This window comes from Dyadobacter sp. Leaf189, assembly GCF_001424405.1.
In the GTDB taxonomy this organism is placed as follows: domain Bacteria; phylum Bacteroidota; class Bacteroidia; order Cytophagales; family Spirosomataceae; genus Dyadobacter.
The window spans coordinates 15,532-30,421 of record NZ_LMPS01000007.1; the positions used below are offsets into that span (position 1 = coordinate 15,532).

Annotated in this window: 12 protein-coding genes; 2 read left to right on the forward strand and 10 right to left on the reverse strand. The window is 47.1% G+C overall.

The window, feature by feature from the left end:
• Positions 1-2,331, forward strand: a complete 2,331-nt coding sequence (locus ASG33_RS21635) for a CehA/McbA family metallohydrolase (RefSeq protein ID WP_056290632.1) — start codon at positions 1-3, stop codon at positions 2,329-2,331.
• An 11-nt stretch (positions 2,332-2,342) separates the two neighbouring features.
• Here ASG33_RS21635 and ASG33_RS21640 read toward each other — a convergent pair whose 3' ends face one another.
• The 10 genes from ASG33_RS21640 to atpD form a co-directional block, all read right to left on the reverse strand.
• Positions 2,343-2,657 carry a DUF6787 family protein gene (locus tag ASG33_RS21640; RefSeq protein WP_056290636.1) on the reverse strand — a complete coding sequence of 105 codons (315 nt, stop codon included), beginning with the start codon at positions 2,655-2,657 and terminating at the stop codon, positions 2,343-2,345.
• A 5-nt stretch (positions 2,658-2,662) separates the two neighbouring features.
• On the reverse strand, positions 2,663-3,394 hold the full coding sequence (locus ASG33_RS21645) for an RluA family pseudouridine synthase (RefSeq protein WP_056290639.1): 732 nt from the start codon (positions 3,392-3,394) through the stop codon (positions 2,663-2,665).
• A 27-nt stretch (positions 3,395-3,421) separates the two neighbouring features.
• Positions 3,422-4,240, reverse strand: coding sequence for a 3-methyl-2-oxobutanoate hydroxymethyltransferase (gene panB / locus ASG33_RS21650; protein ID WP_056290640.1), 819 nt, complete (start codon positions 4,238-4,240; stop codon positions 3,422-3,424).
• Positions 4,241-4,289: 49 nt separating this feature from the next.
• Positions 4,290-5,663 (reverse strand): murein hydrolase activator EnvC, encoded by a 1,374-nt coding sequence (locus tag ASG33_RS21655; RefSeq protein WP_229238797.1) that lies wholly within the window; start codon positions 5,661-5,663, stop codon positions 4,290-4,292.
• 30 nt (positions 5,664-5,693) lie between these two features.
• Positions 5,694-6,533 carry a DUF4292 domain-containing protein gene (locus tag ASG33_RS21660; protein ID WP_056290643.1) on the reverse strand — a complete coding sequence of 280 codons (840 nt, stop codon included), beginning with the start codon at positions 6,531-6,533 and terminating at the stop codon, positions 5,694-5,696.
• Complete coding sequence (locus ASG33_RS21665; protein WP_229238798.1) at positions 6,523-8,274, reverse strand: tetratricopeptide repeat protein; 1,752 nt, start codon at positions 8,272-8,274, stop codon at positions 6,523-6,525. The genes ASG33_RS21660 and ASG33_RS21665 overlap by 11 nt, the downstream gene beginning before the upstream one ends.
• A 144-nt stretch (positions 8,275-8,418) precedes the next feature.
• Positions 8,419-10,839, reverse strand: a complete 2,421-nt coding sequence (locus tag ASG33_RS21670) for a TonB-dependent receptor plug domain-containing protein (protein WP_056290649.1) — start codon at positions 10,837-10,839, stop codon at positions 8,419-8,421.
• Between the two features lie 36 nt (positions 10,840-10,875).
• On the reverse strand, positions 10,876-12,210 hold the full coding sequence (locus ASG33_RS21675) for an APC family permease (protein WP_056290651.1): 1,335 nt from the start codon (positions 12,208-12,210) through the stop codon (positions 10,876-10,878).
• 198 nt (positions 12,211-12,408) lie between these two features.
• The gene (gene atpC / locus ASG33_RS21680) at positions 12,409-12,651 is read right to left on the reverse strand and encodes an ATP synthase F1 subunit epsilon (protein WP_056290653.1); all 243 of its coding nucleotides are present in this window, start codon (positions 12,649-12,651) and stop codon (positions 12,409-12,411) included.
• Between the two features lie 115 nt (positions 12,652-12,766).
• Positions 12,767-14,281: a F0F1 ATP synthase subunit beta gene (gene atpD, locus ASG33_RS21685; RefSeq protein WP_056290656.1), complete on the reverse strand. Its 1,515-nt coding sequence runs from the start codon at positions 14,279-14,281 to the stop codon at positions 12,767-12,769.
• Between the two features lie 145 nt (positions 14,282-14,426).
• Here atpD and ASG33_RS21690 point away from each other — a divergent pair, with 145 nt between their 5' ends.
• Positions 14,427-14,774 carry a DUF433 domain-containing protein gene (locus ASG33_RS21690; protein ID WP_310589219.1) on the forward strand — a complete coding sequence of 116 codons (348 nt, stop codon included), beginning with the start codon at positions 14,427-14,429 and terminating at the stop codon, positions 14,772-14,774.
• Positions 14,775-14,890: the final 116 nt, after the last annotated feature.

Consider the following 14,890-nt stretch of genomic DNA (forward strand, 5'->3'; position numbering starts at 1 on the left):
ATGAGGAAAATCTTTACGCTACTGTTTTTGCATTTCATTTGTCCGACAGCAGTGTATGCGCAGCACGAACATCATGCTGCCGCGCCCAAAAACATAGCCGTAGAGCCTCAGCCGCTACTTGCACAGGCAATGCGCCTCCGCGACGCACTCGCATTCTCAGGAAATCCATTGCCTGATCAGGACCAGAACAGACTGAATGAGCTGGCTAACAAACCTCTTAATGCGGAGACAGTCAGTGCTATTCAGGACATTCTTGATCCATATTGTTTAAATATTGTCGACATTAATCCCGAGGGCCGCGTGAAAGTGGAGCGCGGGAAAGCCAAAGCGGAGCTGATCCAGTCAGGATGGACTAGCTTTTTGGTGAAAGTCAATAATGAAGCGAGTATCACGGCCAAACTGGCAGTGAAGAGCCCGAATGCAGCCAAACCTTACCATTCTCCCAATTTTGAGCACCGGGTGAAAGAAGAGCACAAGCTCACGCCGGGACAGGTAGCGAACCGATTTTTGGAGGTGCAAATGTATACCAACCGGCCTCTGCAACCCAGTCTGTCAGGCTTAAAGCTTGAATACACGGTTGTGCAGATCTACTCAAAAGATGCCGGAAAGCGCGAGGCGGAGATCGGCTACAATGTCGGTCAGGGCTCACAGGATATTGGTTTCCGAAACGCTACGCACATTCTGTTCGATGTCAAGCCGGCGGTAAAGGTAAAATTCAGGGTGAAGGATGCAGACGGAAGTCCGGTCATGGCTTCTTTTTTGATCACAGATTCAAAAGCAAAATCGGGAGGGAGGTTCAAACGCTATTATCCATTGCCCTCGCGGCGGGTTACTGCTTTTGACGAATACCCAGATTTCTTCTTCCAGCCCCAGATATACCGCAAAGACGGAGAGCACGTGTGGCTTCCGGCGGGTTCTTACAAAATTACATACAGCCGGGGACCGGAATATGTACCTCAAACGAAAGAGATTACCGTACCAGGCAATGCAGATTCGGTAAGTGTTGGCTTTGAACTGAAACGCTGGATCCAGCTATCTAAACTGGGCTGGTACAGCGCAGATCACCACATCCATGCAGCTGGTTGCAGTCACTACGACAGTCCGACAGAGGGAGTTGATCCCGCTGATATGTTCAGGCAAGCGCTGGGCGAAAACCTGGATATGGCGGCTAATCTCGCATGGGGGCCGAGCTGGTACCGGCAGAAGACGTTTTTCACGGGAAAAGATCACGCGCTGTCGACCCGCCAGAATATCATGAGAAATGATGTGGAGGTTTCCGGATTTCCTTCTTCTCATGCAGGTCACATTGTTTTATTGCGGATTAAAGAAGATGATTATCCGGGTACAAAGGTGATCGAAGACTGGCCCAGCTGGACTGCGCCAGTACTTTCGTGGGCAAAACAGCAGGGCGGGCTGGTAGGCTATGCGCATTCAGGCTGGGGATTAGAACCTGTGCAGCCCGTCACCAAAATACCGAACTACATTCTACCCAAAATGGATGGGATCGGTGCAAATGAATACATCGTGACAGTTACACAAAACCTGGTGGACTTTTTCAGCGCCGGCGATACACCGGCTCCCTGGGAGCTGAATATGTATTACCATACGCTGAATTGCGGATTTCGGCCGAGGCTAAGTGGTGAAACGGATTTCCCCTGCATTACCGACGCAAGAGTGGGGCAGGCGAGGAGCTATTTCAAGATGGACGGCCAAATGAATTATGACGGGTACGTGGATGCGCTCAAAAAAGGAAGAAGTTACGTTTCCGATGGAAAATCGCACATCATGGACTTTGCAGTCAATGGCAAGCTGGCGGGTGTAGAGGAAAGCGAGCTACTGCTCAAATCAGGAGGTGAGATCCAGGTGACTGCCCGCGTTGCAGCCTATTTGCCAGTACAACAGGATAGTACCGGTGAAAAGATCGCGAAAACACCAATTACTTCCATGCCCTTTTGGGATATAGAAAGAGCGCGAATAGAGAAATCACGAAACGTAGGGGTGGAACTGATCGTGAATGGAGAGGCGGTCGATACGGTAGCGATAGCCGCTGACGGGGCTATCAAGGATTTAAAATTCAATTACAGGCTCGACAAATCGGCGTGGGTTGCATTGCGTATTTTCCCCAGCTCGCATTCAAATCCATTCTTTGTGAAAATAGCCGATCAACCTATCGCGAACCAGAAAAGTGCCGAATGGTGCCTCGCGGCGCTGGATCAATGCTGGAAAATGAAAGAGCCCAACATTCGCGCCAATGAAAAAGCAGCTGCTGCGGAAGCTTATGAAGCTGCGAGGAATGTATATCGTAAGATTATTGAAGTGGCAGGAAAGTAATAGAAAGCCTGCTATACACCTGCACCTTTCTTTTTAAATAAGCCGCCTATTCTGCCGAACATTCGTTTTTCAAACTCCCAGAAGAAAGTGAATTTGCCCCATATCCAGCCCCAGATCAGTAAGATAACCTGATATAGCGGAAGTATGATCAGGATATTAACTGTCCAGCGGAGCCAGGAGGGTGACTCTTTTGTTAACCCGATCAGATCAAAGAGGGCGCGTTTTACATACAAGACCGAAAAGCCTGTGCAGGCAAAAACAATCAGGATAATGAGCACATCCCAACCGTTTTTGACATTCCAGCGCTCTTTCAGTTTTTCGATCATCGGGCTTACTCGTGAAAGAAGTCCAGATGTTCAGGCTTGATTTCCTCTTTGTCGAGGGACAAAAATTCTTCCCAGAACGGATCATTTGGTACACCTGCGCGGCAAATCACAGGTTCTTTTTTTACCGGGTGCTCAAAGTACAGTCTGCGTGCGTGCAGATTGATATTACCGTCGGGGTTTGCTTTGGGATAACCATATTTTAAATCACCACGGATCGGGCAATTCATGGATGCAAGCTGCACGCGGATCTGGTGCGGGCGGCCTGTTATGGGCATTACTTCCAGCAAATGAAACTTATTCACCTCTCCCAGCCAGCGGTACGACAGCTCGGCGCGTTGCGTTCCAGGTGCTTCATAGTCGTAAGCCGTGGTAACATTGCGCGATTCGTCTTTTGAAAGCCAATGTACCAGCTTGCCTTTTTTCTCCGCAGGCTTGTTTTTTACTACCGCCCAGTAAGTTTTTTGAACATCACGCTTGCGAAAGATTTCATTCATTCTTTCCAGCGATTTTGAAGTCCGCGCAAACACGACCAGCCCGCTGACGGGTCTGTCGAGACGGTGGACTGTCCCCAGGAAAACTGCTCCTGGTTTGTTGTATGCTTCTTTCAGGTACTCTTTTCCCATATCCAGAAGACACTTATCACCTGTTGCATCTCCCTGCACCAGAATACCAGGTTCTTTATTGATAATGAGAAGGTGGTTATCCTCATATACCACGTGGAGTGCGTTTTTAGCCATTTGAATAGTTGTATACTTTTAAAAAGGTCAATAAGATTCCTGTTCGTTCGGGAATGATTTGCCTTTCACATCTTTGATATAATTAGAAATTGCGTCGGTCATTACACCATTTAAATCGGCATAGCGACGCAGAAACCTGGGTTTGAATTCTTTATTGATACCCAGTAGATCGTGCAGTACCAATATCTGACCGTCTGCATGCGGTCCTGCACCAATTCCTACCGTTGGGATTGTTACGCTTTCCGATACTTTCTTGGTCAATGCAGAAGGTATCTTTTCCAAAACGACGGAAAAGCAGCCTACTTCTTCCAGCATTTTGCAGTCTTCCAGCAGCTTCGCTGCCTCTGCTTCCTGCTTCGCACGTACCGTATAAGTACCAAATTTATAGATAGACTGTGGTGTGAGTCCCAAATGTCCCATTACCGGAACTCCCGCACTTAATATCCGGGTGATTGAATCCTTGATTTCAAGTCCGCCTTCCAGCTTGACCGCGTGCGCGCCTGACTCTTTCATGATCCGGATCGCCGAATTTAAGGCCTCACGCGAGTTACCCTGATAAGAACCAAATGGAAGGTCCACAACTACCAATGCACGTTTGACTGCGCGTACCACCGAGGTAGCATGGTAGATCATCTGATCAATGGTAATCGGCAGCGTCGTTTCGTGACCGGCCATTACATTGGAAGCCGAGTCGCCTACCAGGATCAATTCTACGCCAGCTGCGTCCACAATGCCGGCCATTGAATAATCGTATGCGGTAAGACAGGATATCTTCTCGCCACGGTTTTTCATTTCCTGAATGGTGTGAGTCGTAACGCGTTTAATGTCAGGTGTATGGACAGACATATGTTTTTGTATTTAATGGATTGGGTTGCGTGTCTGGCGGCGGAATTCGCTACCTCCTGATCAGCCAGTTCTCTGGATTGAGGCGGGAAGTATTTTTCCAGATCTGAAATTGAAGCTCTGAGGTCCCGTCGCTGTCAGTAGCCACGCGGCCGATGTTTTCCCTTGCTTTTACCTTCTGTCCGGCGCGAACTGTTACACCGTTCATTTTGGCATAAATCGTCATGTAATTACCGTGCTGGATTGCAACCACATTACCCATTCCAGGCATTTCTGTTACGTCAAGTACCACGCCGTCATAAACAGACCTTACCGGCTCACCCGCAGTTGTCTGGATATCCACGCCGAGGTTATCTACCATTACACCCTTCAAAACCGCATGTGGCCGCTGTCCGAAATGTCCTGATACGAAACCTTTAACCGGCCACGGCAGGCGCGACTGCGATGCTGTGAATGAAGAAGCCAGAGTGGTTTCCTCCTCGCTCATACCGCTTGAAACAACAGGCTCCTCCTCTTCCTTCGGCGCGGCTACGATAGCTGCCTCGCCCTTTTTCTCTCTTTCTGCATTCTCACGTGCAAGCCGCTCCCGCTCTGCACGGCGGCGCGCTTCACGCTCCTCGCGCTCCTTCCGCTCCCTTTCAAGCCGCTCTCTTCTTTCCCGTTCCGCAATCCGGCGGATATTGGCTTCCAGTAAATCGGTAGCGCGCTTGTTTTCGGCGATCTGTTTTCTAAGTTCAACCTCTTTTTGCGAAAGCTCCTGAATCACTTCATTCTGCTTCACTTTCAAGCCTTCCAGCTTGGTATTTTCAGATACACGGGTATCCAGAACGGTTTTTTGCTGGGTCTTTTTCGCGGTAATGCGACGGCGTTCCTGCATGAGCTTGTCCTGCAAAACACCGATTTCCTTAGCTTGTCCCTGTCTCGCCTCGGTATATTGTTTGAGGTATTTATATCTTAATACGAACTGATTGAATGTTCCGGCAGAAAAAAGGAACACAAGCTGATTGAAGTACGCATTTCTTTTTGAAGCCTCGTAGATCATGTGCCCGTATTCTTCTTTGAGAATGTTGAGGCTGCTGTCGAGGGACTGACGTTTTCCTTCAAGGACCTTCAACTCGCCGTCAAGCAGTTCCAGATCGTCAGAAAGCAGGTCAATCTGCCTTTTATAGGTGTTAATCTGTTGATTGAGCGCTTTTAATTGTCCGAGGTTGACATTCTTCTGGGAAGAAGTCTGTTTGAGGATACTTTGGATCTCCCGGATTTTGCTCTGGTTTTCACTTTTTTCGCGTTCCAGCTGCTCCCTGCTTTTCTGGGCATAAGCGCCAGCCAACGAACATAGAATGAACGTCAGCATTAATATCAAACGACGGCGACCAGGGGTACTAAAAAGCATATTATTGATTCTTGCAGGCAAAATACAATTCATGGCCGGCAAATTTAAGCAGACTTTCTGACTTTATTTTTTGCGTTTATAGCTGGAAGGGACATTGAATGGAAATCCGGGGCTTTCACGCTGCATTTCAACTTTGCTGTGCTTAATGCGCATATCGGTTTGGTTTACCTGCTGGTCTTTCAACGATTTCACATTCAGATTGATAACACTTGCAAAAGGAAACAATACTCCGCCTACATCTTTAAAATCTTCGTAATCAAGCAGGAAAGTGTTTTGAGTAGGCACTTCGGTTGCTTTGAGCCGGGAGAGTTTCAATGTGCTTTCACTGATAAAATTTTCTATTTCAAGACGGTCTTTGATCTGCCTCAAAACATAAAACTCATTCATTTTAACAAATCTTGCATCCGGCTCCTGGGCAAATGGCAGGTTTCCTACAATCATTGATTGCAGAAGGTCGAAGTTGAGGTCAAAATTGTATTGCTTGCTGAGTTGTTCGTAGTTAAATACGAAATAGTCGCGGTGAATCTTGTCCATGAAAATAATGGAATCACGCGTAATAATGCCCCTGGCGACTTCCAGGCCCACTCCGGTTACCGAAAGCCAGATGATACTGTCTTTCTTCATCCGGATATTCACATTGGCATTGTCGAAATTCTGGGATTTACTTTGAAGAGAAACCTTTGACTTGGCAGTGAGATAATCAAAAGCAACTTCATTGATTTTAACAGGTGCAACGGTTTCGGCAACTGCTGTTTTGGAAGAATCAGCCGGTATCACAGTGCTCGCTGCCGTAGCGTCTGAGAATGGTTTTTCGCTGGTACGTTTGGATGTACGTTGTTTGTGGCAAGCTGTCAACCAAAGAAATGAGAAGGCGAACAGCCCGGCTACTATTTTATTGCTCATGTAATGCACCTGTTGCTATTTTTTTGTCAAGAAGTTCAGTGGTTTCTCCCATTCTCTTCGCCTTTTTCCACTGAGCCACCGCATTGTCCCTTTCACCTAACTTGAAAAGAACATCTCCGTAATGCTCAACAATCGTGCCACTTACACTGCTGCTGTCGAGCATTGCTCTCTCCAAAAACTCTTTCGCTTTCTTATAATCTTTCCGGATATAAAGTACCCAGGCGTAGGTATCCAGGTACGTCGGATTGTCTTTATGCTGCTGCACCAGTCTTTCCGACATCTTCAAAGCGAGATCAAGCTTTTCCTTCCGGAGCGAAAGAAAATAGCTGTAATTATTCAAAACATGATCATTATCTGGATTGGCTTTTAATGCGAGCTCGTAAGAAGCATCGGATTTGGCATGATCGCCTTGTCCATTGAATGCGTCGCCAAGAGAAGCGTAAATGTGCGGAACGAGATCAGGATTATTGGTGACCAGTTTCAGGCTTTCTTCTAGTGAGGATACAGCTTCCCTGTAATTTTTTTTCATCAAATGCGCAGTTCCATTGGAGTACCAGAACAGGCCCTGATTTGGGAAAAGCTCCAATGCTTTCTCAGAATGCACCAGCATGCTATCCACCTGGTTAAGCTCTCCATCCAGCTGGATCAGAGCGATCCATATCTTAAAATCGGAGCCGTCGATGCGGCTGGCTTTTGAATAAAAGTCGCGGCCTTCCTCTTTTTTATTCTGACGTACAAGCAGATCGGCATAAATCACATTTGCGAGGGCTTCGTTCGGGTGCGTCTCCAACAGCTGCTTAGCCAATGTAACCGCCTCGGTAATCTCGCTTTCTGATTTTAGCATGCTTAGATAACCCGTCAGTACCCTGATTTTAGGCTCTGCTTCAAGGTTTGGATTGGCAAAAACCAGTTTAAGCTCCTGGTTGCATTTCTGCACATCGCCGTTGCGGCGGTATATATCAGCCAGCAGCACGTGTGCCTGCGCTTCGTCGGGATTGATTTTGAGCGCTTCTTCAAGCGGCGTAACCGCTTCTACAATGCGATCGTTGGCGATCAGCAGCTCGGCCAGCTCTACCCGGTAGCTTACCTCTGTCGGTTCCGCATTGATCAGCTTTTTTGCTTCTGCAACAGCTTTGTCCAGGTTATTTTGTCGCAGATAAAGCTGCTGTTTCTGGTGCGTGATTTCTTCTGTAATGCCCATTGATTTTTCAAGGACATTATAAGTGTCAATCGCTTTGTCGGGCTGATCGTTAAACACATATACCGCTGCCAGCTCAATTCCGTATTGAATGTTTTCCGGGTTTTTGGCCACCAGGGTTTCGTAAATGGCGGCCGCCTCGGCATATTTCCTGCGTTTGGCATAAAGCTCTGCCAGCTGCTGTGCGTAGAATATATTGTCCTTATCCAGTTCGTAAGCCTTTTTGGAAGGGGCAATGGCATCATCAAACTTTTCGAGCTTCATCAATGCCGTGGCAACCAGGTACTGGCTGGCAGCATCCTGACTGTTTTCCTGCGCCAGTTTTTCAAAAAGAGGCAGGGCCTTAGTCGGCTCATCTTTCATCATAAACTTCATTCCGTCAGCCGCAAGTGACTCTTTTTCGAGACGAAGACCTACATCCTCGGTTTTTACAGCATCTTTTTCACGGTCTTTGTTGCGGCGCTGGGCAAGCGAGGAATGCGTGACGAGCAAACTCGCCAGCATTAAGATCGGAAGGTTTAGTTTTAAATATACGGTCTTCATATTTCAATCAGATGCCATCAGTTTCCGAGACTTGACCGGCTATTTCAGAGTAAACAACAAAGGTACCAATTTTGTCTGTACGACTAGTTCGCAAGACTGTTCAAATAAAGATACTAACGCGGAAACGCAAATAATCTTGTTTGCCTAATTCACTGAATATGTGCTTTTGGCAAAGCCCGGCGAGCCGCTGGTACTCAGCGCTTCTACTCTCACGTCGACGGAAGTTGTTGCGTCAGAATTGAAGTACCGGATCTTCGCTTTTCCATTCTTGTCTGTTTTTACCATTGGTGCCCAAAAAATAGTCGAGCGATAATCGGGATTCAGGTTTGGCGGATCCTTTGGCGAATAGGCAGGTGCATAAAACACTTTTGGCACATTAAACCCTGCTATTTTTGACACCAGCACGCCTGGTACAATGTCCTGTGTGTAATCGTAGTTTGAGTTTCCTCTTTTTGTCAAAATAGATATGACCCCGTTTCCTCCGTTCATTCCAAAGATCGCTGCCGATGCGCCTTTCAGCACATCAATGGACTCTACATCATTGACATTCATTGAAGCAATAAAGTCTTTATCGACCGGCATCCCGTCCAGAACAAACTGGGGCTCGTTCTGATTTCCACGGATACTTACCCTTGCATTCATCCCAAAACCCGTTACCGATACGCCAGCCACTCTTCCGGCAAGTATATCGAGCACGCTCGTTCTGCCAGCGGCCAGTTCAGGTGTTACCTTAATGGATGCGTCTGCATTACCGTAAATCTTTCGCGGATCGCGCTGCACCTGCTTTTTGGCTTTGATGGTCACTTCCTGCAATAACCGCTCCCGGTTTGCACGAATTTTTCTGCTAATCTCCTGATCCTGTGCATTCCTTGTCAGAAAATCGTTTAACAGCTTTGCATCTACCGTGAGCGGGAAATAGGGATTTTGGCTGGGAGCTATTCTTGGAATCTCCTGAGGGAAAATGCTGAAATTCAGATTCTGATTTCCCTTTTTGCCCATTCCCTGCACGCGAACCTTCAAAGAATCCTCAAAAATGAGGTTGTACAATGCAAACTGTCCTTTTTCGTCTGTTTCAGCAGTCAGGAAATTGCTCAGGCTGTCTGTGCTTACATAAATAGAAAGCGCAGTTTTTTCTGCGGGCCTCTTGTTTCTGCGCGCTTCCCCGGCAAATGTAATCCCTTGTTCCAGGTAGTATTTTGGCGCTTCAAGCGAGTCGCGGAGTACTTCATCCCATTTAAACCTGCTCCAACCCTGCGTCATCATCAGGAAGTCGCGGTGCATTTTCCGTTCTGTCTGGGTATCGTCAAAATAATAGCCAGGCTGTTCGACAAATCCTTTTAAATCAGAGGAAAGCAGCAGGTAAGAAACAATGTTTTGATCGTGAACTTGCTGTTGTATTTGTCCGGCATCGGTAATGGAAACCGACAGGTGCGTTTCCACCGGCTTTCCTGCTGTATCACTTACCGCAATCTCGATCTCCGCTTGTTCGCGCTGCTTGTAAGCAGCTTTTGACGGTGCTATCCGAACCCGGAGGCTATGATTATGGTCGATAAAGATCAGCCGCTCGCTCACCGGCCTGTTTTCTTCATTGAATAGGGTTAAATGCGTAATTCCGTCCGGCAAATCCGTGTTTGGAATATTCATCATTAGGCCCCTGCCTGAAATTTTACCTTTGGCAACGAAAGCAACGATACCACGGGAGTGCCCAACTATGTTGACAGGGACCTCCGCTTTATCGGGAACCTTTGCATAAGCAATTATCCTCGTTTTCAGTGGATTGGAAGTATTGTCGACAACGAGTGTATACCCTGTTTCATTCACTTTCGGAAACTCATATTTCATCACGCTGCCGCTTTTTTCTTTCAGGAAGGCGGTGTAAGAAGCGCCGGATTTCGCAGCAAATTGAAACCGCCCCATTCCCAGATGCTCACTTTTGAAAGAAGCGACGGTATCATTGTTCTGGTCCATAATAAAACCTGCCACATCCTCTCCCTTACCAGAAGCATTTACTGCTTTGAATGCAATTCTGGTGGCAATCTCGGCGACGAGCGCGCCGCCTTCCGGGAAAAATTGCAAATCAACTTTGCCGGTAGCTGCGGCCGGCATACTTCCCGCCGGATCAAAAACCTGGATATCCTTGTGGAAGAAAAATGATTCAGGAGCATTGCGCATCCAGTTTGTATAGGCGCGTAGCGAGTAGGAGCCGGGCGGAATGGAGTCCGCCAGTATAATTTCCCCGTTTCCAACCCCGCCAGTCAGGTAAGTGCGCCTTAATGCGAAGTTCTTCCCGGAACGTTGGTCGATCAGGTCAACATAGAGCAAATTGCTGGCGCTGTCGGGATTGTGCAGGGCGCCTTCCACCAGAAATGCATTGTACCACAGCGTGTCGCCCGTCATATAATAAGGCTTATCTGTGTGCAGATAGGCTTTTTCGATCGGAAAAGCCTGTCTGTACCGGAGCAGCTTCTCGGAGATCATTTTGGTGAAATCCTCGTCCGCCCATTTAAATGCGACTATAAAAAGGAATAATGCGGCCGCGAGAATCCTGATTCGACTTTTGTGCATTGTGGCATGTTTTAGTTTGTTGTGGATGAAAGGTACTTAGCTATTTGCCCGGCGCACAAGCAGGTATGCCGGGTAACTTATTACAAGAAATAACAAGGCAAACTGGCTGCTTGCCAGGTCCTGTATCACCGCGCCGATTAGAAATGCGATGGAACAGATCAGCATGACAATGGGCAAAATCGGGTATGCAGGTACCTTCCACGGCCGCGGAAGCGCCGGCTCTTTCTTTCTCAATGCGAGCAGTGATGCGAATCCGGAAGCATATCCGAGCACAAAAAAGAAAGTGGCGATATCTGACAGCTTCTCACACGCATCTTTTCCAATTAATATCAAAAGAATGGCGACCCCGGAAGTTACAAGCATGGCTACCGCTGGTGTGCCGCCGCTGTTAACGGAAGTCCCGGAAGGTAAAAACAACCCGTCGCGGCTCATCGAATAAAGTACGCGCGGATTAAAGAGCAACTGCGCATTGACAATCCCTAAAATCGATATCATCAGAAACAGGGTAACGATTTTTCCGGAGCCTTCCCCAAAAATCAGGCGTATCGCGTCTGCCGCAGCCAGTTTGGACTGTGCTAGCTCACTCATAGGCAATACATGCAGAATTGCCAGGTTACATAGGAGGTAAATTGCTATGATCAACAAAACGCCTCCCATCATAGAGCGGGGCAGATTTTTGCTTGGATCCCGGTCTTCTTCTGAAAAATAGGCCGCAGTGTGCCAGCCGTCGTAAGTGTAAAAAATAGCTTGTAATGAGAAAATCACCGGTGCAATCCAGCTGCCGGTGGCAATGATCTTGCTGGTGGTTGTATGTGCTTGTTCGGCAGTAACTTCATCTCCGTAGATATAGCAGACAGCCACAAATACAAAAAGCCCGATTCCTTTCAAAACGCTCATGATGTTCTGAAAACTGCTCGCCAATGCCAGTCCGATCCAGTGTATGCAGGTCAGTACCAGCAGAATGGCGGCTGCTACATAAGGTTCGTAGCCTACCAGCCTGGGAATAAGCAATGCCAGGTACTCGCTCATGGTATACACCCCGAAACCGAGCGCAGAGCAGGTGCCGAGCCAGCTGTTGATACCAACCACAAATCCGGCATAATTGCCAAAAGCGCGCTGCGCATAAACATACCAGGCCCCCGCTTTTGGAACTGACGTACCCAGTTCGATGGTACAAAGTGTGCCGAGGAATGCATACAGACTTACTGCTGCCCAAAGTAGCATAATCAGCCAGGGCTCGCCGAGCTGGGCTGCAATGGGCCCTGGTTTGCGCAGTATGCCGGTACCAATTGTGCCACCCACGGTGACTGCTATGCCAAACCCTACTCCTAATATTTTGAAAAGCTCATTTTTCGAAGAGGGTTGTGTCATGTTTGGGAGTGAAGGATTAAGCTTTTCGAAAATAGGAAAACTTTTTCTTTTTGTAACTTCTATATTCGTAAGCAACTACAATGCATATTGTTCTACAAATCCCATAAAAAGTAAGATTTACCCGACAGATAAATTTTGATACAAAAAAACGGATGCCGTTCTCACGACATCCGTTTTCATTTTTATAACCTTATTTCCTTAAAGAATCGCTTCTGCCAATACAAGTACTTTATTGTTAAGTACTTCCACAACGCCGCCGTCGATTAAAAAGGATTGCTTTGCAGCTCCTGTGTCAATCACCACATCACCTTTTCCAAGCGTACTTACAAGTGGCGCGTGGCGGTTCAGAACCTGAAATTGTCCTTCCGTACCCGGTAACGTTACAGCAGTTGCCTCTCCGGCAAAAACTTTCTTATCTGGGGTAATTATTTCTAAATGCATGGTTGCAAGTTTATGAGCGGTCCGCCGCTGCGGTCAAAAGTTTATGAGTTGAGAGCTGCCTCCGTGTAATTCATGAGTTACACTCATTAACTCACGAACTCATAGACTTATCAAACTATCTTGTTGCTTCTGCAAGCATTTTTTCTCCTTTTGCCTGCGCATCTTCGATGGTTCCAACGAGGTTGAACGCCATTTCAGGAAGATGATCGTAAGCTCCGTCCATGATCAGGTTAAATCCTTTGATGGTATCGTTGATATCTACCAAAGTTCCTTTCAAACCTGTGAACTGCTCAGCAACGAAGAATGGCTGCGACAAGAAACGTTCTACACGACGAGCGCGGGATACAACCAGCTTGTCTTCGTCAGAAAGTTCTTCCATACCAAGGATCGCAATGATATCCTGCAATTCTTTGTAGCGTTGCAAAATATTTTTCACGCGCTGTGCGCAATCGTAGTGAGCTGCACCCAAAGTCTCAGCATTCAAAATTCTTGAAGCTGAATCTAGTGGATCCACCGCAGGGTAGATACCTTTTTCAGATACTTTCCGGCTTAGTACCGTCGTTGCGTCCAGGTGGGCAAATGTAGTTGCAGGAGCCGGGTCAGTCAAGTCATCCGCAGGTACGTAAACAGCCTGTACAGATGTGATCGAGCCACGTTTTGTTGAGGTAATGCGTTCCTGCATTTGTCCCATTTCAGTCGCAAGCGTAGGCTGGTAACCTACCGCAGAAGGCATACGTCCCAAAAGAGCGGATACCTCTGAACCTGCTTGTGTAAAACGGAAGATATTGTCAATAAAGAAAAGAATATCACGTCCCTGACCTTCGCCGTCACCATCGCGGAAATATTCCGCCATCGTCAAACCTGACAATGCCACACGTGCACGTGCGCCAGGAGGCTCGTTCATTTGTCCGAATACGAAAGTTGCCTGTGAATCTTTCAGCATGTTGTAATCCACTTTCGAAATATCCCAGCCACCTTCTTCCATACTATGCTTGAACTCTTCGCCGTATTTGATAATACCGGCTTCGATCATTTCACGCATCAGGTCATTTCCTTCACGGGTACGTTCGCCCACACCGGCAAACACTGAAAGACCTGCGTAGGCTTTCGCGATATTGTTGATCAATTCCTGGATCAAAACGGTTTTACCCACACCGGCACCACCGAACAAACCGATTTTACCACCTTTTACATAAGGAGCAAGCAAATCGATTACTTTGATACCTGTAAAAAGGATTTCGGTTGATGTCGCCAGCTCTTCGAATTTCGGAGCTGAACGGTGGATAGAGATACCATTTGTAGTATCCAAAGGTGTAAGTCCGTCGATCGCTTCACCGATTACATTGAATAGTCGACCTTTAATGCCTTCACCGATTGGCATTTTGATAGGAGCACCCAGCGGACGAACTTCCATTCCGCGTTGCATACCCTCGGTACTATCCATTGCGATAGTGCGGATACGGTCTTCGCCCAAGTGCTGCTGGCACTCAAGAACTACTTTTGAACCGTTTGGTTTGATGACTTCCAGCGCATCGAGGATCGAAGGAATGCTTGTGGCATCTTCAAATGATACGTCTACAACCGGACCAATTACCTGCGTAATTTTTCCTATGTTTGTCGCGTTTGCCATTATATGAATTTGATTATCTCGAATGAGGTTTTTTTCAGACCGCAAAAGTAGGAGATAATTTGGTCAGTACCAAGAGCGGAATTATTGATTTATTGGATATTTTTTAGAAAATAGCTACTTTGTTAGGAGGTAAATAGAATTTTGAATGTTTGCAACTGAGGAAAGCTTAGCGTTTAACATTGTTGCAGATAGAAAAAATGTCGGAGTATCAATAACACCGGAATATGTAAATGAAGTATCAGCTTTAATAGAAGAAAACATGAATGCGCAGTTGCTGGAACGTATAACATTCAATCCTGACCAATGTGGTGGAAAGCCGTGTATACGTAATATGCGCATCAGGGTGACAGATGTAATCGAACTGCTTGCTGCCGGTCTTACACCCGCGCAGATTGTGGACGAGGAATTGCCGGATCTTGAACCGGAAGATGTTACTGCCTGCCTTCTTTACGCTGCGGCTAAGCTCAATCACCCGGTTCTTCAGGCAGCTTAATGATCATTCTTGATGCTCATCTTTCGCCAGGGCTCGCTCCGTGGATTATATCAAACTTTGATTGCGAATGTAGTTCTGAGCAATTCCTGAACCTTCGACATTCCTCCGGTAAATTT

Bases quoted from the DNA above. Each gene is read 5' to 3' on its own strand.
- ASG33_RS21635 (WP_056290632.1), top strand. From the start codon at position 1: ATGAGGAAAATCTTTACGCTACTGTTTTTGCATTTCATTTGTCCGACA.
- ASG33_RS21640 (WP_056290636.1), bottom strand. From the start codon at position 2,657: ATGATCGAAAAACTGAAAGAGCGCTGGAATGTCAAAAACGGTTGGGAT.
- ASG33_RS21645 (WP_056290639.1), bottom strand. From the start codon at position 3,394: ATGGCTAAAAACGCACTCCACGTGGTATATGAGGATAACCACCTTCTC.
- panB (WP_056290640.1), bottom strand. From the start codon at position 4,240: ATGTCTGTCCATACACCTGACATTAAACGCGTTACGACTCACACCATT.
- ASG33_RS21655 (WP_229238797.1), bottom strand. From the start codon at position 5,663: ATGAATTGTATTTTGCCTGCAAGAATCAATAATATGCTTTTTAGTACC.
- ASG33_RS21660 (WP_056290643.1), bottom strand. From the start codon at position 6,533: ATGAGCAATAAAATAGTAGCCGGGCTGTTCGCCTTCTCATTTCTTTGG.
- ASG33_RS21665 (WP_229238798.1), bottom strand. From the start codon at position 8,274: ATGAAGACCGTATATTTAAAACTAAACCTTCCGATCTTAATGCTGGCG.
- ASG33_RS21670 (WP_056290649.1), bottom strand. From the start codon at position 10,839: ATGCACAAAAGTCGAATCAGGATTCTCGCGGCCGCATTATTCCTTTTT.
- ASG33_RS21675 (WP_056290651.1), bottom strand. From the start codon at position 12,210: ATGACACAACCCTCTTCGAAAAATGAGCTTTTCAAAATATTAGGAGTA.
- atpC (WP_056290653.1), bottom strand. From the start codon at position 12,651: ATGCATTTAGAAATAATTACCCCAGATAAGAAAGTTTTTGCCGGAGAG.
- atpD (WP_056290656.1), bottom strand. From the start codon at position 14,281: ATGGCAAACGCGACAAACATAGGAAAAATTACGCAGGTAATTGGTCCG.
- ASG33_RS21690 (WP_310589219.1), top strand. From the start codon at position 14,427: ATGTTTGCAACTGAGGAAAGCTTAGCGTTTAACATTGTTGCAGATAGA.